This is a genomic window from Streptomyces ureilyticus, assembly GCF_011045025.1.
GTDB classification, from domain to species: domain Bacteria; phylum Actinomycetota; class Actinomycetes; order Streptomycetales; family Streptomycetaceae; genus Streptomyces; species Streptomyces ureilyticus.
This window is the reverse complement of sequence record NZ_JAAKZX010000057.1, coordinates 15,809-36,756: the sequence shown is the minus strand read 5'-3', so window position 1 is coordinate 36,756 and position 20,948 is coordinate 15,809. Positions and strand designations below refer to the sequence as shown.

Sequence of the window (20,948 nt, the reverse complement as noted above, 5' to 3'; positions counted from 1 at the left end):
TAGATGATCGATTCCGTGCAGCGGGTGTCCATGACAGCGGGCGAACCGAGGGCGATGAGTGAGCGTTCTTTGGTCACGCCGGGTTGTGCAGCGCGCGTCACAGGCTCGCGCCCTGTGCGGCCGGCCGGGCCTCCGGGACTTTCGGTGTGTGCGGCCGGGTGGGCCGACGGGCGAGGCGGTGTCCGGGGTGGTCGTCGCGGAGCCGGACGACACCGGGCCCGTACAGCTTCTCGCGCAGCGTGGACCCTTCGTACTCGCTCCACATCACGCCGCGGCGCTGGAGTTCGGGGACTACGAGCTCGATGAAGTCGGCGATGTCCTGGTACTTCACCGCGTGACCGACGTTGAACCCGTCGACGCCGGTCACCTCCATCCAGCGGATGAGTTCGTCGGCGGCCGTGCCAGGCGAGCCGACGATGGTGGGGCCGAAGCCGCCGATGCCGATGAACTCGGCAATGTCGCGGGACGTCCATTTCTTGTCGGGGTCCAGCTTGGAGATTATGCCGATCATGGTCCGTCCGGCGTCGGTCTTGGCGTACCTGATCGGCACGTCGGGGTACAGCTGGGACAGGTCCAGCCCGCTCCAGCCGCTGTAGCGGGCCATCGCGCCGGTGTCGCTGACCAGTTCGGCGATGGGACTCGTACTTGGCCTGGGCGGCCTCGTCAGTGGGAGCGCAGATCACACTGAGCATTTCCAGCACCTTCACGCTCTTGGGGTTACGCCCGGCTTCGGCGGCGAACCCTCGTTATCGCGTCGACCTGCCGTTTGAGCCCGGTCGACGCCCAAGTTGCGGGCCGCGCTGTCGGAGTAGGAGGTCACCACATTCCGGCCCACCCCCCGGCCGTCCGTCAGGTGATCAAGGGTGGTGAAGCGGCAGGCCAGTGCGTAGGGGTGCTCGTAGGAGGTCGACGCGGTCACGCCGAAGCCCAGGTTGTCGGTGACGCCGGCCATCGTCGAGATCAGGAGCAGCGGGTGGTTGGCCGGAAGCTGCGCCGCGTCCGCGAGCGCTTCGGCGACACTGCTCTGATACACGTCGTGGTAGCCGGCGTCGTCGGCGAAGAAGACGCCGTCGAACCGGGCTTCTTCCAGCAGCTTGGCGTAGTCGTTCCAGTACCGCTGGTCCGTGTAGCGGTAGCCCCGGTCGCTCTCATGGCGCCACAGTCCTGCGGACAAGTGAGCCGGGCCCTGGAAATCGAAGGCGAACAGGAGTATCCGCCGAGAGGTCATTGCCCTTCTCCGTTCGAGGGGGGGGTGTACGTGGGTTGTGGTCGGGCGATCCGCGGATCAGGGACGCCGCGTCCCTCGGCGGCGGTCGTCTCCGGTCGCGCGACGGCTTCATGCGAGAAGTGGGCGCAGCACGGTGTGTGCCCAGGCGCCGAGCCCGGTGGGGGTCGTCGTCAGGAGGGAGCGCTCGTCCTCGGGGGTGAAATCCTCCCTCAGACCGGCGGGCATACCCACGAACCCCTCGACCTGCTTGGCGCCGAGCCCTCCCTCCAGGAGCGTCTTGCGAAGGTCGTCATCGCTGATCTCCACAGCCTTGACCGACCTGCCGGTGGACTGCGAGACGATCTCCGCCACCTGCGCGAACGTGAGGTCGCACGGCCCGTGGACAGCCTGTACCTGCCGGCCTGACCACCCCTCATGGAGCAACCTGGCGGCGGCGACGTCTCCGATATCGCGCGGGTCGACCCAGGGCATCGAGTAGTCGAGCGGGAACGTCGTGGCCAGGACGCCCTGTTTGAGCTGGTCCAGGCTCAGCAGGAGATTCGAGAAGAAGTACCCGCAACGCAAGTGAGTGACTGCGACGTCCAGCCTGTCGAGCTGCTCCTCGGTCCGGGCGAGTCCGTCGATCTCGCCGACGCCGTGGCGCTTCTCGGCGCCCACACTGCTCAAGAAGACCGTCCGGCCGATGCCGTTGTGCTGGATGGCGCGCACGGCGTTGCCCCCCATCGAGGCATACGCGGCGACCGGGTCCGGGCCGGGGATGGGAGGGGCGACCCAGAACAGCGCGTCGACGCCCTTGGTGGCCTCGACGACCGCGTCGGTGTCGCGCTGGTCGCATCGCACGGCGTGGACCTTCCCGGAGACTTCGGGGCTCAGCCTCGAGGGGTCCCGGAGCAACAGCGTGGGCCGGACTCCTGCCTGGATCAGCAGCTCGGTGACGCGTGATCCCACCTTGCCGGTCGGCGTGGTGACGCCAATCTGCATGACAGTTCTCCCCTTCATCCACAGATGGAACGGTCTTGTCGCCGTTCGGCCGCAACGGCAGCGTCATGAAGCTCCACAACAGCCGGCCGCCCTGAATCGCGGCTCCGGAACGGATTTCCTCGCTCGCCGACGCGGTCGGATCCCGCGCGGAGGTCACGATGGAGTGCGTCACCGAACTTCTCGACGAACTTGGAGAGTCGTCCTGGTCCCTGCGCAGGTCCCGGCTCTCGCGCAGCGAGTCGAGCGCCGAGCTCAGCTCATGACAGGTCCGCTGGGCGGCGTCGTACGGCATGCCGGTGAACGCCGCCCGCCGGCAGAGGGGCTTGTACAGCTCCGGGTACGGCTCGTGCAGCCGCCTCTCCGGCGCGCGGCGTTCGAGGAACGACGAGTCGGCCACATGCGCAGAGAGCTCCTCCAGATTGCGCAGGGACAGTTCCGTCAGCACGTGACCCGCCGGGACCCGCGATCCGCTGTACTCCTCGACGACGTCCTCCACCACGGCGGCGCTCTCGTCGCGGGCCGCGACTGCTGCTCGCTCGTCCAACGCCTCCTCGCGCTCGAAGACATCCACTTCCACGCCCTGCTTCCGCAGCGGCTTGGCCAGTGTGCGACCGACCGGGCCCGAGCCGGCAATCGCCACCGCGCGCCCGTCCCACTCAGGCATCCTGCTCCTCCAACGGTGCCCGGCTCGCCGACGGAACCACGCCGGCCGCACGGAAGTACTCGAACATGCGCTGAACCCATTTCGTATCCGCCGGTGGGAGCGGGCATCCGACGTCAGCGAGAGCGCGACGGGACTTCTGGTTGTCGAACGAGATGTCGCCGAGGCGCATCACGCCCTCCCGCATAAGGGGCACCAGCGGCCCGAGCCCCCGTTCCTGGCCGTCGGCCTCGACCCGCCGCTCCAGTGCGGCCATCCACTCGGCGTGCGGGACCGGGCGCATCATGTACCCCTCCGCGCGGATCGCCCGAAGGATCTCCGCCCAGGCGAGCCCGTGCGGGTGGAACAGATGCCAGTTCTCGTTGTCCGCCTTGTCCTCGGACAACCGGACGACCGCCCTCGCCACGTGGTCCACGGGGAGCAGGTCGACGGCCGGCATCCCGGCAATGTCCTCCGGGTAGCAGCCGAGGACCGCGAATCCCCGCATCTGGAGCCAGAAGAAGTCGTCGTGCCGGCAGGCTCCGGTACGGCTGTGCCCGCCGACGCGACCGACGCGGTGCACCGTGACCGGCAGGCCGAACTCCCGTGCCCGCAGCGCCAGATGCTCGGCGACCCACTTGCTCTGCGAGTATCCGATCCCCAGCGATGCGGGGTCGCCCGGCACCGCATGCTCCTCGACCAGGCCCGCCGTGGAGTCCGGCGGGAAGACACCGAGCGTCGAGACCACTCGCAGGGGCGTGCGGTTGACCCCGCAGAATTCGAGCAGCCGTCGCATGCCGTCGACGTTCGTGTGTTTCACGGTGCGGTACGGGACGACGAAGTTGATGTGGGCGGCCGCGTGATAGACCTCGCTCACCCTGCGCGCCCATGCCTCGTACTCCTCCCCGAGGCCGAACCGGGGCCGGGACAGATCGCCGGGACAGATGTCCACCTCGTCGATCCTGGAGGTGTCGAGCGCAAACTTCCGGAACGTTGCGCGGAGACGCTCGCGCCCCTCCTCCTCGCTGGGAGCGCGGATCAGACAGGCAACGCGGTGGCCAGTGCGCTGCAGCTCATCGAGGAGATGGCTGCCGAGGAACCCGGTCGCCCCGGTGAGCAGCACCGTGCCGTCCACCGGCCGGTGCCGCTCCCCCACGACGAGGTCCCGCAGGCGGGCCTCGTCGCGCAGGTCCGGAAGGTCATTGGACCGGCCGTCGCCGAGGCTCCGCACCATGCCGCGCACCGTCGGCGTACTCAGGAGCACCGAGAGCGCGACGTCGGTGCCGAAACGCTCCTTGGTCAGCCGGTGCAGCCGAGCGGCGAGCAAGGAGTGCCCGCCCTGCTCGAAGAAGTCGAGGTCCGGTGCGGCGGGCCGGTGCCCGAGCACTTGGGCCCACAGCTCGGTCATCGCTTCCTCGGCATCGCTGAGGACCGCACCCGGCCCCACCGCACCCTCGTCGCGGGAATCCGGCGGAGCGTCGGCCTTCAGCAACGCCTCCAGCGCCCGACGGTCGGTCTTCCCGTTCGGCGTCAGCGGGAAGGCTTCGATGCGTGTGACCGTCCGGGGGATCATGTAGCCGGGCAGGACGGCACCGAGGCGCTCCCGCCAGTCCGGCTGGAGCGGCGCGTCGCTCTGCGCGAACGCGTGCAGGACACGGTCACCACCCGCGGGAACGACGATCACCGCCGCCGCGTTCACGTCCAGTTCCCGCTCCAGCGCGGCCTCGACCTCACCCGGCTCGACGCGGTACCCGCGGATCTTGACCTGATCGTCCGCCCGCCCATGGAAGTGCAGACGCCCGTCCGCCGCCAGCACGACAACGTCCCCGGTGCGGTACATCCTCTGCCCTGGGACGAACGGATCGGGGACCATGGCCCGGCTCGTCTTCTCGGGCAGGCCGATGTAGCCGGGCGAGACGACCGGTCCCGCCACGCACAGTTCCCCCTCGGCTCCGAAAGGGGCACGCTGGGCCGCGTCGGCGTCGCTGAGTACGTACGCGTCGACACCCGCGACCACCCGGCCGACCGACGGGAGAGTGGGCCACGTGCCGGGGTCCGCCGGGAGGCGGTCCTCGCTGCACAGGTGCGCCTCGGACGGGCCGTACGCGTTGATCAACCGGGCCTGCGGGTTCCGCCGGAACATCTCGCGCAGGTCGTCGGTGACCACCAGCCGCTCGCCGGTGACGTACACCTCGCGCAGGTCCGGCAGGCGCCTCGCGGACGACCTCAAGACGGCGGCGAGCTCGCGGAGAGCGACGTAAGGGAAATACGCCCGCTCGACGCGCTGCCCGGCCATGAACGCGGCCAGTTGCTCGAAGTCGGTGCGCGCACCGGCCGGTGGGATGACGAGTGTGCCTCCGGTGCACAGGGTCCCGAAGACCTCCAGAGTGAACACGTCGAACGCCGGCGGCATGTACTGCAGGGTCCTCATCCGGCGGCCCGAGGAGAGGATCTCCTGGTTGCGGACCAGATTGGCCAGCGTGATCTCCGGCAGCGTGACGCCCTTGGGGCGTCCCGTCGACCCGGAGGTGTAGACGATGTACGCCGCGTCCTCCGGCGTCTTGCGCCGGCCACCGGGAACCGTTTTGTCCCGTCCAGCCCCGGACATCTCGACGACCTCAAGGCCCTCAGGCAGCTCCACACCCGCCATGTCGGTCCCGGCCGCACGCACCAGGATCTTCGCGCCGCAGTCGCGCAGGGCGAACCTCAGCCGCTCCGGCGGATGGTCGGCGTCGAGCACGACGTAGCTGCCGCCGGCACGGAGGATGCCGAGGATCGACACCACGAGGTCGGCACCCGGACGCATCAGCACCGCGACGGGGGCACCGTCGCGCACTCCCCGGTCCGTGAGTCCCGCCGCCACCGCCTCGGCCCGCCGTGCCAGCTCGGCGTAGTCCGTCTCCACGCCGTCCGTCACGACCGCCGGATCATCCGGTGTCGCCTCGGCGCTCGCGGTGAACAGCTCCGCCGTCAGCTCGGTGCCCAGCTCCGGCGCGTCGGCCCGACGGGCGCAGAACCGGGCGATCGCCCGTTCCTCCTCCTCACCGGTCCAGCGCAGGTCGTGGACCCGCGTATCCGCGTCGTTCAGCACGCTCTCGACCAGCGTCCCCAGACGCTGGGCCAGATACTCGGTGAAGCGCTCGCCGTCGTCCGCGGCCGTCGTGTGCTCGACGTTCAGCGTGTAGTGGTCCGGCGTCTCGTCCACCCAGATCGCCAGATCGTATTTCGCTCCTCCTGGCACGTGCTCCCAGGTATCCGCGCCCCACTCGCGCAGGTCCAGCCTGCGGGACCCGGACGGCATCACGGTGATCATGGCGCTGAAGGGGTCACCGGTACCGCCCAAATCGGCGCCGGACGCACGCAGGCCGCCCACCACCGCCTCCAGTGGGGTGTGCCGGTGGCGGAGGGCGTAGAGGATCTCCTTGTTCACGTCGCAGAGCACCTCGCGCGCGGTCATGCCGGCACTCAGCCGGTGCCGGAGCACCAAGGTGTTGGTGATGTGCCCGAGGACCTCGGCTTCTTCGCTGTCCCGCAAGGTGAACGGGACACCGAGGAGGACGTCGTCCTGGCTAGTCTGCCGGTGCAGCAGCATGAAGACGAGGGCGACGAAGAACATGGTGGTGGTGAGGGACTCGGCGCGGCAAAATTCGCCCACCCGCGCCGACAGCTCTTCATCGAGGACGAGCTGCCGGGTCACGTGGCGCGGAGGGCCCTCACCCGGCAGGCCGATCGGCGGCGGGGCCGGCGCGTTCGCCAACTTGTTCCGCCAGTAGTCCATCCCCTCGTTCGTCAACCGCTCGGACCAGCGTGCGTAGGACTCGACGGCCTGGCGCCTCGCCGGCACGACCGGCTCGTGCCCCCCTGCCAGCGCGGTGTAGGCGGCTTCGAGCTGGCGGAGGTAGGGCTTGAAGGACATGCCGTCGAAAACAGTGTGGTGGATGTTGAACACCAGCACACTGCGGCCCTGGGCGGCGAGGCGGAGGTGCCGCACCCGGGCGAGAGGCCCGGCGGACAGGTCGAAGGTGGTCCCGGCGACCTCCGCCACCTGCTCGGCCACCCAGTCGTCGGGGGCGGGACCGGCGTGGTCGCGCACGTCGACGAGCGGTTCGAGCGCCTCGTGCACGATCTGGCTCAGATCACCGTCGGCGTTCATCTCGAATGTGGTGCGCAGCGCGGAGTGGGCCCGGTGCACGGCTCGTAGCGCCTCGATGAGCAGGGCATGGTCCAACGACGTCTGCAGGCGCAGCAGCAGGGGCTGGTTGTACGCCGTGGGATCCGCGCCGTGGACGCTCGCGAACCACATGCCGGGCTGGGCGGGCGAGGCGGGGAAGCGCCCTGCCCCGGTCGCCGGCTGCTTGGTCGGAGCGGTCATGTCAGTCCCGGCCTCGCTTGGTGCGGATCAGGTCGGCGACCCCGCGCACGGTGCCGGCCTCGACGATCTCGTCGGGTGCCAGGGCGACTCCCACCACGTCCTTGAGCCGGGCGCCGAGGTCGATCAGATGCAGCGATGTGACCCCGCTTTCGAGCAGGCCGACGTCCAAGCCGATCTCCTCGCGGTCGCGGACGTCGCGCAGTGTGGAGGCCACGACGGCGGCGAGCCGGTCCTGCGTCTCCTCGCCCCGGGACCGGCCGGTGGCGCGGGCCGCGAGCCACGACGCGAGCTCTTTGCGGTCGATCTTGCCGTTCGCGTTGAGGGGGAGGGCGTCGAGGACGAGCACCTCCGACGGGACCATGTAGTCGGGCAGGCGCCCCCGCAGGTCCTTCAGCAGGTCCCGCTCCACCAGGTCATGGTCGGGCTCGGGCACGCACCACAGCGCGAGCCGGTCCGCCGCCCCGTCGCTGGGCATGGCCTGCGCCACCGCCCGCTCGACGCCGCGCACCGTCTCGGCGGCCAACTCCACGTGCCGCGGCTCGACGCGGAACCCACGGACCTTCACCATCTGGTCCGTGCGGCCGGCCAGCACCAGCTCGCCGTCCCCGGTCAGGTTGGCCAGGTCACCGGTGCGCAGCAGCCGTCGGCCCTCGTGGCGGACGAACTTGCGCTCCGTGGACTCGGGGTCACCGAGATATCCCAGCGCGAGGCCGTCGCCCGCGATGCACAGCTCGCCTATCTCGCCGGGCGGGCATTCCTCGAGCGACTCCGTCCGCACCGATATCTCGACGGCGGGCAGGGGGCGCCCGATCGGGATCTCGGCGGTGGAGAGATCCTCCGGAGTGACCCGGTGCAGCGTGGCGATAGCGGAGCTCTCCGTGCACCCGTAGGCGTTGAACAGGTCACCGGCCATGACGCCGAGCGCACGCTCGACGTATCGCGTGCAGGGGAAGTCACCGCTGACGATCACCGATCGGACCCGGGCGACGACCTCCGGATGGTGCTCGACGAGCAGGTTGAGCAGATCCATGGAGAGGTTGAGCACCGAGATCCGTTCGCGTTCCACCAGCCGCGCGAGAGCGCCGAGATGGGGCACGTCCTGCGGGGTGACGGTGAGCCGGCCGCCTCGCAGCAGGCAGATCCAGATGTCGGTGGTCGAGGCGGCGAAGGTCGGCTGCGCGAGCTGCAGGAACCGGTCCTCCGGTCCCGGCGTGAAGCCGGCGAGGTGTCGGGAGAGCCGTGCGATGCCCCGATGGGCGATGACGACGCCCTCGGGCTCGCCGGTCGAGCCCGAGGAGAACAGGACGAACGCGGGCGCGTCCGCGTTCACCCCGCACCGCACGGGTTCGCCGGACGCCGCCTTGGCCGAGGAGAGCAGGTCGTCGATCGGGATGCAGGCCCCGCGGATGCCGTCGGCCGCCTCGGACCCCGTCACGGTCAGGGACGGCTCGGCGATGCGGCACATCCGTGCCTTGTGGTCGGCGGGGTGGCGGGGGTTGAACGGGAGCACCACGAGGCCGGCCTTGAGGACACCGAGGAAGACCTGGAATGTCGCAAGGCTGCGGTCGAAGTGCACCCCGACCCGCTCGCCCGGGGAGAGACCGTGGTCGCGCAGCACGCGCGCTATCCGATTGCTGTGGGTGTCCAGTTCGGCGTACGTCAGTGTCGTACCGCGGTCGGAGATCGCCTCGCGCGCGGCGTGCTCCCGCGCTGTCCGTTCGAAGGCGTCGATGATCGTCTCGGTGGTGGCCTCGACCGTGCCGGCGGCGACCGTCGCCGCGGTTCGGAGCGGCGTGGCACTCACTGGGTGTGTCATCGCGTGAAGTCACCCTTCCGATTCTCGGGGGATTCCTGCAGACCCAGGTGGACCAGGCTGACGCGGCCGAACGGCGTCGCCGGGTCAGCCAGGTTCAGCGGCAGGTCGAAGTGGTCCCGGTCGGCCATCGACCGCGCGGTCACAGGGACTCCGAGGGCATCGAGGTACGCCGCGTCCCGCTGGAGGCACCCGCGCGCAAGCGGCATGGCCGTCCCGGGCTCGGCATGTGCCGTCATGCCACACCCGCTTTCCGCTCGCCGTCGACCCGGACCCGCGCCGTGACCCGCACCTGCGCCACGCCGTTGCGCACCGAGCTGGTGCAGCGCAGAACCGCCTCGGTACCGTGCCGCGTCACTTGGCGGACCGTCACCGGTGCACCACGGTCGCCGGAGTCCAGGCGCAGCGCCGTGAGGCCCAGAGCGGAGGCCGCCGGGAGGCAACCGGGGTCCTCGGGGAGGCCGAACCCAGGGGCGAAGACGCGTGCCAGCACCTCCCTGCGGTCCGGGTCCCATCGGAAGAGCGTGAGATCGGTGAGGCCCAGGTCCGCCATCCGCGCGGTGTCCGGAGCGGGCAGCGCCCGCGGATCGTCGGAGACGCGCAGCAGGGTGAACCCCCTGCCGACCCCGCTGGCGCGCGGCGTGCCCTCGTAGGCGCGGAACACGGTGGGATCGGCCGGGATTTCGTGGTCCACGACCGGCCCGGTGAACGGCACTTCGACCTCTCGGCCGTCGGTCCTCAGCCACTGGCACCCGGCCTCGTCGGTCCGGCCGACCTCACCCGGGTCGAGATACCCCCTGCTGACCAGGAGGACGGCCACACCGGCCAGCGAGTGCGTGCCGAACGGCGTCTCCCCACCGGTGTTGAAAATGCGCGTCGCGAAGGTCCGCTCCGTCCGGGAGCACGCGCTGACCAGCGCGCTCTCGCACGAGTCGTCGGTCGTGCGCGCGTGCGCGGCGGCGTGCGCGACCGCGTCGGCGTCACACGGTCCGTCCGGGACGAGCACGTCGAGCGCGCTGCCGCGACCGGAGGCCGTGCCGAACATGTCCACCCTTGTCACGTGCATCGTTCACCCAGTGACTGCTTGGCGGCGAAATCGACGATGACCTGCTCGTCGCCCTGGTACGGCGGTTCGGGGCGGGGCCAGTGCACGACGAGGTCGGTGAAGCCGGCCTCCTCCAACTCGCCGGCGGCGTCCTCGTAGGCGGCCACGGACCCGGTGATACCGCCCACTGACGCGTCGGCCACGAACAACCGGCTCAGCGTGGCGGGGTCTCGTCCCTCACGCTCGCACGCCGCGTCGACGCCGCTCATCTGCTCCCGCAGGACCGGCATGACCTCACGCAGCGGCCTCATGCTGAAGTCGGAGGGCGGGCCTGAGGTGACCCAGTACTGCCCGAAGCGCGCGGCCAGCGCGATGCCCCTCGGCCCGGTCGCCGCCACCGCGAAGGGCAGCCGCCGCCCGTCCTCGGCCCGTGGGCGGAAGTTCGCCCCGGACGCCGTGTACCAGGCCGCTGCCTCGTGCGCAGTGCCGCGGACCAGCAGGGAGTCGAGCATGCGGATGAACGCGTCGAACCGGTCGGCGCTCTCCTGCGGGCGGAGTGCCGCCCTTCCGAGAATGCTCGCGTCGTACCCGGGCGCGCCGGCACCCAGCCCGCAGATCAGACGTCCCTCGCCGACGTCATCGACGCTCACGAGGTCCTTCGCGAGCACCACGGGGTGCCGGAAGTTCGGGGTGGCCACCAAGACGCCGAGTCCGATGGAGCGGGTGACCGTCGCCGCGGCGGTGAGCGTCGGAATCGCGCCGTACCACCGGCGATCAGCCAGCCAGCGCCACATCAGGTGGTCATAGGTCCAGGCGTGGTCGTATCCGAGCTGCTCCACGCCCCGCCACCGCTCGGCCGCCACCTTCCATTCGTGCTCGGGAAGCAGCACGATGCCGTGCCTCATGCGCCCACCCCCTGGAGCTGCTGTCCGGCGACCAGTCGGGTCGCCTCGTCGAGAGTGCTGAGCACGCGGGGAACCAGCGTCATCGTGCTTCCGCCGGACGGCCCGGTGACGACGGGATGATGGTGGCCGTCGACGTTCGGGTACAGGCCGTTGTGTGCCAGGTCCGCGCCCACCTCCGCGACGCGCACGCGGAGAGGACGGATGAACTGGGCGCGGCTGATCGGGCGACGCACCGTGAGGAAGAAGCTGTCGTACAGCTCCTCTTTCTCGCGGGACACGGTCGCACTCACCGTCTGCGCGGATTGCTGAAGCAGTGAGCGCCCGTTCGGCACGAGATGGGCGGCGATGTAGTCGTGGGTGGCGGCGTTCCTCGCCACGGCCTCGGCGAGGGATGCGCACAACGGGTTGTCCCGCCAGGGCAACTTGCCCCGGAAGATATGGCGGACCGGCCGGTAATCCGGCGCCCAGGTGCCGCTGAAGGCCGGGTGCTGCAGCGACATACGGTGCCGGATATGGCTGTGGTAATGAGCTCGCGGCACCGTTGACGAGTAGAGCAGCATCGCACTGTACGCATCCACGCAGACGGCCAGGGTATTCAGCTCCGGAGCGCTCGGCATGTTGTCGCGGCGGTACCCGATGATGTCGTACATCGCACGCCATAAAGCGAACGAGACCTGATGTCCCGTGATCCACCGGTACCAGAAGACCCGCTCCGGGTCGACCGGGTGCACACCGAAGATGCCGTATTCCGAAATGCCCGGCTCCACGGTGTCGTCGTCGAGGATCTCCTCGCTCGACGGCTCGAACTCCTGACCTGGTGCCGGCAAGAGTAAGGGGCGCAACTGCAACGCGGGAGAGTCGATCTGGCCCGGTCCTATCAGCCGCCCGTGTTCGTCGTTCATGTCGCTGCACCCGAAAAGTAGATGAACTCCAGCTCAAGGCCGTTGGGATCCAGGACGTAGAGACTCTGCATCCCGTCGTCGTCGGTCACGATGTCCGACGGCGGCTCGTCCCGCCTCCACTGGATGCCGTGCCGCTCCCGGACCTGCCACCAGCGCTTCCGAAGCTCGACGAGGCCCTCGTGGCGGTCCACGGTGATCCCGATGTGCTGGAACTGATAGCCGAGCTGGTCGGGCCCGTCCTGGGTGTGCCCAGCCCGGTCGAAGACGTGCAGCCGCAGGTCCCCCACCTTCAGCTCGACCAGCTTCTCGATCCCCGGGAGACGCGAGTGAGTGAGCGGCGAAAACGTGCTGAGCGACCACTCCACCGTCGCCTCCAGGAACTCCTCATACCACCTGGTCGTGGACTCCACATCATCGGTCTGAATGGCGACATGGTGAATTCTCGGCGTGATGGCAAGCGCGTTCATCGGAGCCCTTTCGTCACGGAGATTCGACCGGCGTATCGCTCCCGTCACTAAGCGAGTCAGTGTGTCCGATCCCCCATTGGACGGGGACGACCAGCCAGCACTAGAAAGTCTCCACAACTGACGGCGTCAGGGAAATCAGAGGATTCTCAAGACAGTCTTAAGAGTTTTAAGTCGCTGTCGGGTGACCATTGCCCCACGATGTTTCGAGCGAATGTCTTGCCGATCTGCACGGAACCACCAGGCGGCCGTCGTCCGGGAGGCAAGGCAAGCTGGCTGGTTCTGCACACGGGCACTGAGCACTGGGCACAGGGCGGCGTCGTTCAGGTGGTGTGGCCGGGTTGATGAGGCTTGGATGCAGATCTTCTGGGGGTGCCTCGTTGGGGTGATTCGCAGAGGTTCGGGAGGTAGCTGGTCTTGCCGACTTCTACCGTCGCCGGGGTCGAGCCCGCCGTGAGGCGTGCGGGTGCTGAGCGAGGGTGGGTGTGGTGTGCCGCCGTTGTTGGAGGCGTTGGAGGCCAGGCGGGCTGAGGTGCTGGGCCAGGCCGAGCGGCTGCGTGAGCAGATCGCTGGTCTGTCCGAAGAGTTGTCTCGGGCTGAGGAGCGGCTGGCGCGGTTGCAGATCGCGCGAGGCGGTGGAGGAGGTGCTGGCCGCGCCGTCTTCGCCGGTGCCGGACGCGGATGCCGCGGGTGGGGGTGTCGGCGGGGTCGCTGTGGCGCTGGTGAAGGCCGAGGCAGAGCTGGACGTGACGGTGATGTCGCCGGAGTACCGGGAGATCATCGCTTTGTTCGCGACCTCGGGGGCGGCGATGCGCTGCAAAGAGGTCTGCCAGCACCTGGGTCTGGGGACCGAGCCGCGGCATGTCGAGGCGATGCGCTCGAAGCTGAAGAGGCTCGTGGAGCGCGGGATCCTGGCCGAGCCTTCGTCCGGGCTGTTCAAGGTCGACGGCAGGAAGCAGGGGTGGTGAGCGTGGTCGGGCCGGCCCAGGGTGCGCTCGCGGCGTGTGAGGACGCCTTCGCCGTCTCGGCGGGTCTGTTCGCCGCGGCGTGTGCGGAGCTGGCGGCCCCAGGTTCATCCAGTCGGAGGTACTGGAGATGCTCTCCCACCCAGTGATGATCGGGACGACTCGGGATGAACTGGCCGAGCTTGTCGCGCTTCTGGCGCCAGCCCAGGAGGCCAAGACCGAGCAGCGCAACTACAACCGACGAGGCGGGAAACGACGACGTGCGAAAGGGGCGGGCGGGATGACAGTGATCACGCCAACAGCCCGGATTGTGGCCACGCTCGTCCATCTCCGTGGGATCTGCACGATGCCCGTTCTCCAAGACCTCCTCGGAGTAACTCGAAGCGGCCCCCAGAAACCCATGCGTGAGACCCGAGCCCTCCTGGCAGAACACAACCACACAGTGCGCGCCATCGATCTCAGGCTTACCACCACGCAAGCTGTTCGGGACTTTGTCGCCTCTGCCGGCTCCCTCCAGGAAATCGATCCTCAAGAAGCACTGCGGCATCCTGCCATCACGGGTATGACCCATGCCGAACTTGATGCCATCACCACGCGCTTGGCTACTCGATACCAGGCCCGGCTCCAAGAGATGCGACACAACCGACGCGGAGCAGAGCTGAAGAAGGACCCGGGCGCAGTCATCTACAGGAAGATCACCGACGAGGGCCGCGTTCTTGCCGCGATTCTCGCCATGCGCCAGGTCACCACCCGGCCGGTAATCGCTGACCTCTTCAAAAGTGAGCCCTCGAACCATCGGCAACGCACTCGTGGAACTGCGCCCACTCCTCAAAGAGGACGGGTACAACCCAACCCCCGTTCACAGGGCGCAACGGTTTCACAGCGCGGAAGAAGTTCTCCGCTATGTCGAAGCCAGGGAGGAATCGAATACCTATGCGGAATCGTAAGGTTGTTTGCGCACGACTTCCCCGTGGCCTGTACCGGCTCCCGGATCTGTTGATCATGGACGAGCCCACCTCGCAGGTCGATCCGGAAGGCGAGCACCGGGCGTTCGAAACGCTCAAGGCGATGGCCGCGGACCGCATCACGGTCGTTGTGACGCACCGGCTGGAGAACACGCGTGTTGCCGACTCGATCATCGTGATGGAGGAGGGCCGGATCACCGAACAGGGCCGCTACGAGGACCTCGCCGCCGCCAACGGCACCTTCGCCCGGCTGCTCGCACTGTCCCAGGATCGATGACCCATGGGTGCCGCCCCATCCGTGGGCGGCCCACCGCCCGTACTTCCGACCGCCTGGCCCAGGCACCTCCCGCTTGCCCTGCTTGAGCCAACTCCCCAAGACCGTAAGGAACACCGTGGTCCCTCCTGTCCCGCCGTCCTCCGACTTCACCTGGCCGACGCAGACCGGAGGCACAGCGCGATGAAGCCCGAAGATGCTGGTAGTTCCGGCTATCAGAAGTTGCGCAATGAGGGGGCCGTCGTGCTGCCACCAGAGTTCGGCGGTCCGCATCTCCCGGTGCGTGGTCCCGACCAGTACCGGCAGCCCGGGCTCTGGTTCTGGCAGGCCCGCGTCGGTCAGGGCCTCCCGGACCACGCGGACGAGCCAGCGTGTGGCCCGGAGCGGTTCATCCACACCAGGGCGCACCCGGTCCGGCACTTCATACGCCGCCTCCGCGCGGTACCGGGACGCGTCGAACGTCGAGATCGGTACCAGGCCGGACTGTCCGGAACACAATGCGCCGTGGATACCGGCGACAGTGTCCCCCCAGAGCGCATACCGCGCTCATCCCGATGATCTCCCAGCTCATGTCCTGCCCTCCGGACTGTCGACGGGGCCGCCAAGCTGGCGGCGGAGGCGGAAGCGGGCCAGCTTGCCGTTGGCGGTGACAGGGAGTTCGTCGATGATCTCGACCCGGGACGGCCTCTTGTACGGTGCCAGGCTGGTGCGCAGTGCCGATCTGACCGCCTTACGGACCTTGTCCGGGTGGGCCGGGTCCCGCGCCACGACATACACCGTGGCTTGTTCGAGCCCGTTGGGATCCGTGCTGCCCACGACCGCGCAATCAGCGACCTCGGCGATTCCTCGGACCACGCGCTCGATCTCGGCAGGCGCGATCTTGTGTCCGCCGAGCAGGAGCATGTCGTCGGCGCGGCCGACGTGGCAGATGTCGCCGCTGGTCGCGCGGAACGCGATGTCACCTGTGTAGACGCCGCCATCGGCGAACACGCGGGCGGTGTCCTCGGGCCGGTTGAGGTAGCCGAGCGCGGCCGACTCCGTAGTGATGTGAAGCCGGCCGGGGATCTCGTCGCCGAGCGGCCGGCCCGCGTCGTCGCGAATGGTCGCGGTCACCTCGGGAACCGGGAAACCGATCGATCCGGGACCGGGGGCCCGGCCCTGCCCCACGGCAGCCGCCACGACCATGTGCAGGACCTCGGTCGCGCCGAACCCATTGATCAGGGGCACGTTGAACGCTTCGGTGATACGGGTGGCCAGTTGACCTGGCAGATGCTCCCCGGCGGCCACAGCCAGTCGCAGCGAACCGGTCTCGATCGCCTTGCCCTGTTCCGAGAGATGGAGCAGGCCGTCGTAGAGCCGAGGCACGGCGAACAGCACGGTCGGCCGGTATTCGTCGAGCGCCGCCGCCACGTTGTAGGGGTCCGCCTGACCGTCGAGCAGCACCGAGCTCGCGCCCGCGGCGTACGGGTACAGCAGCGAGTTCCCGAATCCGTATCCGAACGACAGTTTTGCCGTGGACAGCACGACGTCGTCCGGAGTGAGCTCCAGCATGCTGCCGACGCCGCGCAGAATCGCGTTCACCGCCCGCAGGCAGTGCCGTACGCCCCGGGGCCTGCCGGTGCTGCCGGAGGTGTACTGAACCAGCAGCTCATCGGTTTCGCGGAAGGCGGCCGGCGGGAGCGTGGACTGGTCCACGCTGTTGGGGCCGAGTTCGGTGAGCAACCCGACGCGCCCGGCCGCCCGCCTTTCCGTGTCGATCTCGCCCAGCTCGGCCCGCAGGGCCGCCTCGTGCTCGGGGGTGACGTTCAGCTCGGCGAACTCCGCCTCGCTGTCCCGCACGATGAAGCCGATCTCCGCAGGCCGGAGCGTCGGGTGCAGCACGATGGGTACGCACCCGTGCCACCACAAGGCGAGTACGGAGGTGATCGCTGCGATGCAGTCGTCGGAGACGACGACCGCACGGCAGCCCGGCCGCACCCCCGCAGCCCGCAGGCGCCCGGCGTATTGCGTCACGGCACCCCGCATGTCGGCGTAGGTGACCTCACCGACCCGGCGGTCCACGCCGCAGCGCCGGTCGCCGGCATGGCCGAGTAGCAGCAACTCGACCGGGTTCGCAATTCCGGTGGTGGCCTTCATGGCACCCGCTGCTGGTCGCGAAGCAGCCGCATCACGTCACCGACACTGTCCATCTCTGCGGCATCCGCCGGGGTGAACTCCGCGCCGCAGGCACGCTCCAGCGCCACGATGAATTCCGCTTTGTGGAGCGAGTCCATCTCGAGATCCACATAAAATGATTTATCGATCCCGACATCGGCAACGTCGATCTCCAGGACCCTTGCCACCAGCTCCTGCACATCCCGGTCGGTTAACACGACATCCTCCTCTGCTTCACCGATTTGCCATCGGAGTGTGGTGGCGACAGTCTGGGCGCGGACACGACGGCCGGCTCAGCTCCTGGCCGGCATCACCGTACCTGCGCTGTCCGCCCGGCCAATGCTCAAGGAATGGCCGGAGACGGTCAGCTGATTCGCCCTGGATATGCGGCGGTGAGTTCATTTATGCTCCGCGGACCGGAGACGAGGCAGCCGACGATGTCAGAATGTCCTCGATCATCTGTGGCGGGACGGTGGCATCATCGAACCACCGGCCGCCGAGCGGCCGGGGAACCGGCATGATCTGGTCGTTCGTATAGGCCAGGACCTTGCGGTTGTAGTTACGAATCTCGTCCCGGAGTTCGGCCGGCAGCTTCTTGTCGAGCAGCAGTGCTCGTTCCATTTCCCCGAGCAGCTCCCGGGTCTCCTCAATAGTCCCGAGAACGGCGTTGCAGAAACCGGACGGGAGCACCCCGTACTCACCCTTGATCTCCACCAGGCGGGTGATCGCCTCGTAGGAGACGTCCTGAAGCTGGCGCCTGTCAAGCCAGTTCGTATCGTAGTTCAGTCGCCGATGCCACAGTGGCTCGACCATGGCCTGGCGGTGTTCTTCGAGTGTGCGGTGGTGGATACGGTAACCGTGCTTTTCCGGTTCTTCGAAGAACTGGGACCCCGGGTCCAGGAACGGCACCATCGGGCAAATGAGCGGAAGGGCGCCCCACCCTCCGAACTTGCGGATGAGTCGCTCGGAGTACGCGATCGTGTCCATCACCGACTGTCGGTCCTGGTATGGCATGCCGATGAAGAACCAGATCATGATGCCTTTCACGCCGGCATCCAGGGCGCGGGGAATCCATTCCTCCATCTGCTTCATGGTGTAGTTCCCGCGACCGGCCGCCTTGCTGATCTTCAGGTCGTGGGACTCCGGGGAGAGCATGATATAGGAATCTGTGGACTCGCCCATCTTTTTGAGAACATCGGGTGGCGTCAGGCTGAACTGCTCGAAGTGGACGCTCTTGTATCCGAGTTCTTTCACGGCGTCCAGATACTGGTGCATCCGCGTTCGGTTCTCGGAATAACACTGGAGCGCGTATATCGAGGTGTTCTTCGCCGCCTCTCGCATGGTGCGGAGCTCTTCGACGACGAGGTCGTTGTCCTTCTGCACCAGAGTCCTTTTAACGCCCATGATGTTGCGGTAGGCGAACCGTGACCCGCCGCACCAGCCGCAGTCGTGCGCGCAGCCGGTGTTGGGTAAGGTCATGATGAGCTTGGACGCTGACGGCCCTCCGTCGGCCGCCTCGCGGTAATAAGACCAGTCGTTGCGCACGTTGTTGTAGTTGCTGTCCGGCGTGTGCGAGAAGCCGGTGGATTGGACTTCGCCGTCGACCTTGTACAGCAGGTTCGGAATGGAGCGAAAGTCCCTGTTGCCCTGCCGGACCCTGGTGACCAGCTCAGTGACCGGGTCGAGGGTGTCGTAACCCTGAACGACCACGTCGACGCTCGGGTACTCGATCAGTTCTTTGGCGTAGTAGGTCGCCGAGATGCCGCCGAAGATGGTGAGAGCTTCGGGGTGCACTTCTTTCACGAGGGCCGCGAGTTCGACCGAGCCGTGACAGTGCGCCATCCAATGCAGGTCGAACCCGAAGATCGGTGCCTCGAAGCGGGAGATCAGTTGTTTGACATCCATTTCAGGATGCATGAGCATTAACGAGGCGACATTCACGATCTTCGTGTCGAACCCGGAGTCGGCCAGCCGCTGTTTTATCGAGAACCAGCCGATTGGGTAAATCTCGTAGACCGAGGTGACATTGACGCTGTCGCTGTCGCTCAGATAGGCGAACAACATGTCGTCGCGCTCGCGGAAGTCGTAGACGCTGGGCGCATGCAATAGGAAGAGGTCGGCCTCGAGTCGCGAGGTTGACGGCTGATCCGTGATAGTCATTCATACCCTCCCATGGTCCACAGTTCGCCCTGCAAGATTGAGCCGGGCACATCCGAGCGCAGCAGTCGGCCTCGGCCGGTGAGAGAGAAGCGTCGCTCGCTCTCGGGGCTCACACAGCCCCAACGAGGCGGCCGCGCGCATCAGGCGGGATGTGGCCTGCGGTTGGCTGCCCTCACCCTGACAGCGGCGGCATCGGCTGCGACATCGCTCGACGCGACGTCGTCATCGTCACGAAGATTTCGACCGGCGTATCGCTCCCGCCACTAAGCGAGTCAGTGTGTCCGATCCCCAATTGGACGGGGACGACCAGCCAGCACTAGAAAGTCTCCACAACTGACGGCGCCAGGGCAATCAGAGGATTCTCAAGACAGTCTTAAGAGTTTTAAGTCGCTGTCGGGTGACCATTGCCCCACGATGTTTCGAGCGAATGTCTTGCTGATCTGCACGGAACCACCAGGCGGCCGTCGTCCGGGAGGCAGGGCAAGCTGACTGGTTCTGCACACGGGCACTGAGCACTGGGCGGCGTCGTTCAGGTGGTGTGGCCGGGTTGATGAGGCTTCAGGAGTCGGGGGAGGGCTGCGGGATGGTCGCCTGGGGCCGATGCGGAGGCAGGCACGGCTCCCGGTGATCATGAGGTGTCGAGTCCCTGATCACCACGACGGAAGACCGTGCCTGCCCGCTCATCCTCGCCCATCCCGGGCCCTCTGGGCCAACACACCGACGCCGCACCGGCCGCGCCCAATGACCTTCCCAGCCTGCTGACCCGCCTGGCTCAGGTGCCCGCCCCCCGCCGATGTCAGGGCCGGCGCCACCCGCTCGCCTTCGTCCTGTCCCGGGCCGCCTGCGCGGTCCTGGCCGGAGCGAAGTCCCTGGCCGCGATCGCGGAGTGGGCCGCCGACGCCCCGCCCGCCGTCCCGGCCCGGCTCGGTGGCCCGTGCCGGGAACCTGACCGCGGCCCCGTCACCCCGGCCGTGGCCACCGTGCGCCGCGTCCTCCAGCGCATCGACGGCGACGCGCTGGATACGGCCGTCGGCAGCTGGCTCGCCCGGCGCGAGCGCACCGCCGCCAAGGAGGCGGCAGACGGAGAGGGGCCCCCGCACTGCCTGGCGGTGGACGGCAAGACCGTGCGCGGTGCCCGCCGCGCCGACGGCACCCAGGTCCACCTGCTCGCCGCGATGACCAGGACCGGCCTGGTCACCGCACAGCGCGAGGTGGACGGCAAGACCAACGAGATCACCGTCTTCCGGCCCTGCTCGCGCCGCTCGACCTGCACGGCACGGTGGTCACGTTCGACGCGCTCCACTCGCAGACCGGGCACGCACGCTACGTCGTCGAGGACAAGCACGCCCACTACATCGCGCTGATCAAGGGCAACCAGCCCACCCCGCACCGGTGGCTGAAGGCCCTGCCGTGGCGGGAGGTGCCGCTCCTGGACAAGACCCGGGCCACCGCGCACGGCCGCGACGAGATCCGTCGGTTCAAGGCCGCCGCCGTCACCGGGATCTCGTTCCCACACGCAGAGCAGGCCGTGCAGATCGTGCGCCGCCGCCGGATCATCACGACCGGCAAGGTCACCCTGGAACGCGTCTACGGCGTCACCGACCTGACGGCGGAACAGGCCGACGCGACCGAGGTCGCGCAGCGCGTCCGCGACCACTGGGGCATCGAGAACAAGACCCACCACGCCAGGGACACCACATACGCCGAGGATGCCTCCCGTGTGCGCACCGGCACCGCACCACGCGCCATGGCATCCCTGCGCAACCTGGCCATCGGCGCACTCCGACTCGCCGACCACACCAACATCGCTGCCGGACTCCGCCACCACGCCCGCGACACCAACCGCCCGCTCATCTCCCTTGGCATCGCATGATCAACCCGGCCATACCCCTGAACGACGCCGCCCTGGCACTGGGCACCCGGGGCCGATCGCGCTGACCACCGGAAATGAGGCGCCACACGCGGCCGATATGCAACTTAAGAAAGCTCTGACAGCAACTTTAGAAATTCCTTCTGATCTCCAGCGGCAAGCCACGCTACGCTACTACGGCGGACAAGGAACGAATTCCACCGAGGCAGT

The 20,948-nt window shown here is 68.2% G+C and carries 16 protein-coding genes and 1 pseudogene; 4 read left to right on the top strand and 13 right to left on the bottom strand.

The window, feature by feature from the left end:
• Positions 1-97: 97 nt before the first annotated feature.
• From G6048_RS48730 to G6048_RS19550, 10 genes are all read right to left on the bottom strand, one after another.
• On the bottom strand, positions 98-604 hold the full coding sequence (locus G6048_RS48730; RefSeq protein WP_235990045.1) for an LLM class oxidoreductase: 507 nt from the start codon (positions 602-604) through the stop codon (positions 98-100).
• A 99-nt stretch (positions 605-703) separates the two neighbouring features.
• A complete protein-coding gene (locus G6048_RS48725) occupies positions 704-1,228 on the bottom strand; it encodes an LLM class flavin-dependent oxidoreductase (protein WP_206341799.1) in 525 nt (174 codons plus the stop codon).
• Between the two features lie 108 nt (positions 1,229-1,336).
• Positions 1,337-2,209 carry an NmrA family NAD(P)-binding protein gene (locus G6048_RS19585; RefSeq protein ID WP_165340854.1) on the bottom strand — a complete coding sequence of 291 codons (873 nt, stop codon included), beginning with the start codon at positions 2,207-2,209 and terminating at the stop codon, positions 1,337-1,339.
• A gap of 656 nt (positions 2,210-2,865) precedes the next feature.
• The gene (locus tag G6048_RS19580) at positions 2,866-7,221 is read right to left on the bottom strand and encodes a non-ribosomal peptide synthetase family protein (protein WP_165340853.1); all 4,356 of its coding nucleotides are present in this window, start codon (positions 7,219-7,221) and stop codon (positions 2,866-2,868) included.
• 1 nt (position 7,222) lies between these two features.
• Positions 7,223-9,037 carry a non-ribosomal peptide synthetase gene (locus tag G6048_RS19575; RefSeq protein ID WP_165340852.1) on the bottom strand — a complete coding sequence of 605 codons (1,815 nt, stop codon included), beginning with the start codon at positions 9,035-9,037 and terminating at the stop codon, positions 7,223-7,225.
• Entirely contained in the window at positions 9,034-9,273 is a 240-nt protein-coding gene (locus tag G6048_RS19570; protein ID WP_165340851.1) for a hypothetical protein, read from the bottom strand. The genes G6048_RS19575 and G6048_RS19570 overlap by 4 nt, the downstream gene beginning before the upstream one ends.
• Positions 9,270-10,094, bottom strand: a complete 825-nt coding sequence (locus G6048_RS19565) for a phenazine biosynthesis protein PhzF (RefSeq protein ID WP_165340850.1) — start codon at positions 10,092-10,094, stop codon at positions 9,270-9,272. Before G6048_RS19565 ends, G6048_RS19570 begins: the two co-directional genes overlap by 4 nt.
• On the bottom strand, positions 10,091-10,984 hold the full coding sequence (locus G6048_RS19560) for an LLM class flavin-dependent oxidoreductase (protein ID WP_165340849.1): 894 nt from the start codon (positions 10,982-10,984) through the stop codon (positions 10,091-10,093). Before G6048_RS19560 ends, G6048_RS19565 begins: the two co-directional genes overlap by 4 nt.
• Positions 10,981-11,886 (bottom strand): L-tyrosine 3-hydroxylase, encoded by a 906-nt coding sequence (locus G6048_RS19555; RefSeq protein WP_165340848.1) that lies wholly within the window; start codon positions 11,884-11,886, stop codon positions 10,981-10,983. Before G6048_RS19555 ends, G6048_RS19560 begins: the two co-directional genes overlap by 4 nt.
• Positions 11,883-12,353 carry a VOC family protein gene (locus G6048_RS19550; RefSeq protein ID WP_165340847.1) on the bottom strand — a complete coding sequence of 157 codons (471 nt, stop codon included), beginning with the start codon at positions 12,351-12,353 and terminating at the stop codon, positions 11,883-11,885. Before G6048_RS19550 ends, G6048_RS19555 begins: the two co-directional genes overlap by 4 nt.
• A gap of 641 nt (positions 12,354-12,994) precedes the next feature.
• On the opposite strand from G6048_RS19550, the gene G6048_RS19545 reads away from it, so the two are divergent.
• The gene (locus tag G6048_RS19545) at positions 12,995-13,318 is read left to right on the top strand and encodes a hypothetical protein (protein WP_165340846.1); all 324 of its coding nucleotides are present in this window, start codon (positions 12,995-12,997) and stop codon (positions 13,316-13,318) included.
• A 966-nt stretch (positions 13,319-14,284) separates the two neighbouring features.
• A pseudogene (locus G6048_RS19540) lies at positions 14,285-14,557 on the top strand (ABC transporter ATP-binding protein); the annotation flags it as partial.
• A gap of 564 nt (positions 14,558-15,121) precedes the next feature.
• Here G6048_RS19540 and G6048_RS19535 read toward each other — a convergent pair.
• From G6048_RS19535 to G6048_RS19525, 3 genes are all read right to left on the bottom strand, one after another.
• On the bottom strand, positions 15,122-16,690 hold the full coding sequence (locus tag G6048_RS19535) for a class I adenylate-forming enzyme family protein (RefSeq protein WP_165340845.1): 1,569 nt from the start codon (positions 16,688-16,690) through the stop codon (positions 15,122-15,124).
• Complete coding sequence (locus tag G6048_RS19530) at positions 16,687-16,926, bottom strand: acyl carrier protein (protein ID WP_165340844.1); 240 nt, start codon at positions 16,924-16,926, stop codon at positions 16,687-16,689. Before G6048_RS19530 ends, G6048_RS19535 begins: the two co-directional genes overlap by 4 nt.
• A 184-nt stretch (positions 16,927-17,110) precedes the next feature.
• Complete coding sequence (locus tag G6048_RS19525; protein WP_235990043.1) at positions 17,111-18,868, bottom strand: B12-binding domain-containing radical SAM protein; 1,758 nt, start codon at positions 18,866-18,868, stop codon at positions 17,111-17,113.
• Between the two features lie 776 nt (positions 18,869-19,644).
• On the opposite strand from G6048_RS19525, the gene G6048_RS49655 reads away from it, so the two are divergent.
• The gene (locus G6048_RS49655) at positions 19,645-20,232 is read left to right on the top strand and encodes a transposase family protein (RefSeq protein ID WP_328826400.1); all 588 of its coding nucleotides are present in this window, start codon (positions 19,645-19,647) and stop codon (positions 20,230-20,232) included.
• Positions 20,148-20,741 (top strand): ISAs1 family transposase, encoded by a 594-nt coding sequence (locus G6048_RS49650; protein WP_328826398.1) that lies wholly within the window; start codon positions 20,148-20,150, stop codon positions 20,739-20,741. The genes G6048_RS49655 and G6048_RS49650 overlap by 85 nt, the downstream gene beginning before the upstream one ends.
• Positions 20,742-20,948: the final 207 nt, after the last annotated feature.

Coding starts and splice junctions, on each gene's coding strand:
- G6048_RS48730 (WP_235990045.1), bottom strand. CDS start 604: ATGGCCCGCTACAGCGGCTGGAGCGGGCTGGACCTGTCCCAGCTGTAC.
- G6048_RS48725 (WP_206341799.1), bottom strand. CDS start 1,228: ATGACCTCTCGGCGGATACTCCTGTTCGCCTTCGATTTCCAGGGCCCG.
- G6048_RS19585 (WP_165340854.1), bottom strand. CDS start 2,209: ATGCAGATTGGCGTCACCACGCCGACCGGCAAGGTGGGATCACGCGTC.
- G6048_RS19580 (WP_165340853.1), bottom strand. CDS start 7,221: ATGACCGCTCCGACCAAGCAGCCGGCGACCGGGGCAGGGCGCTTCCCC.
- G6048_RS19575 (WP_165340852.1), bottom strand. CDS start 9,037: ATGACACACCCAGTGAGTGCCACGCCGCTCCGAACCGCGGCGACGGTC.
- G6048_RS19570 (WP_165340851.1), bottom strand. CDS start 9,273: ATGACGGCACATGCCGAGCCCGGGACGGCCATGCCGCTTGCGCGCGGG.
- G6048_RS19560 (WP_165340849.1), bottom strand. CDS start 10,984: ATGAGGCACGGCATCGTGCTGCTTCCCGAGCACGAATGGAAGGTGGCG.
- G6048_RS19555 (WP_165340848.1), bottom strand. CDS start 11,886: ATGAACGACGAACACGGGCGGCTGATAGGACCGGGCCAGATCGACTCT.
- G6048_RS19550 (WP_165340847.1), bottom strand. CDS start 12,353: ATGAACGCGCTTGCCATCACGCCGAGAATTCACCATGTCGCCATTCAG.
- G6048_RS19535 (WP_165340845.1), bottom strand. CDS start 16,690: ATGAAGGCCACCACCGGAATTGCGAACCCGGTCGAGTTGCTGCTACTC.
- G6048_RS19525 (WP_235990043.1), bottom strand. CDS start 18,868: ATGACTATCACGGATCAGCCGTCAACCTCGCGACTCGAGGCCGACCTC.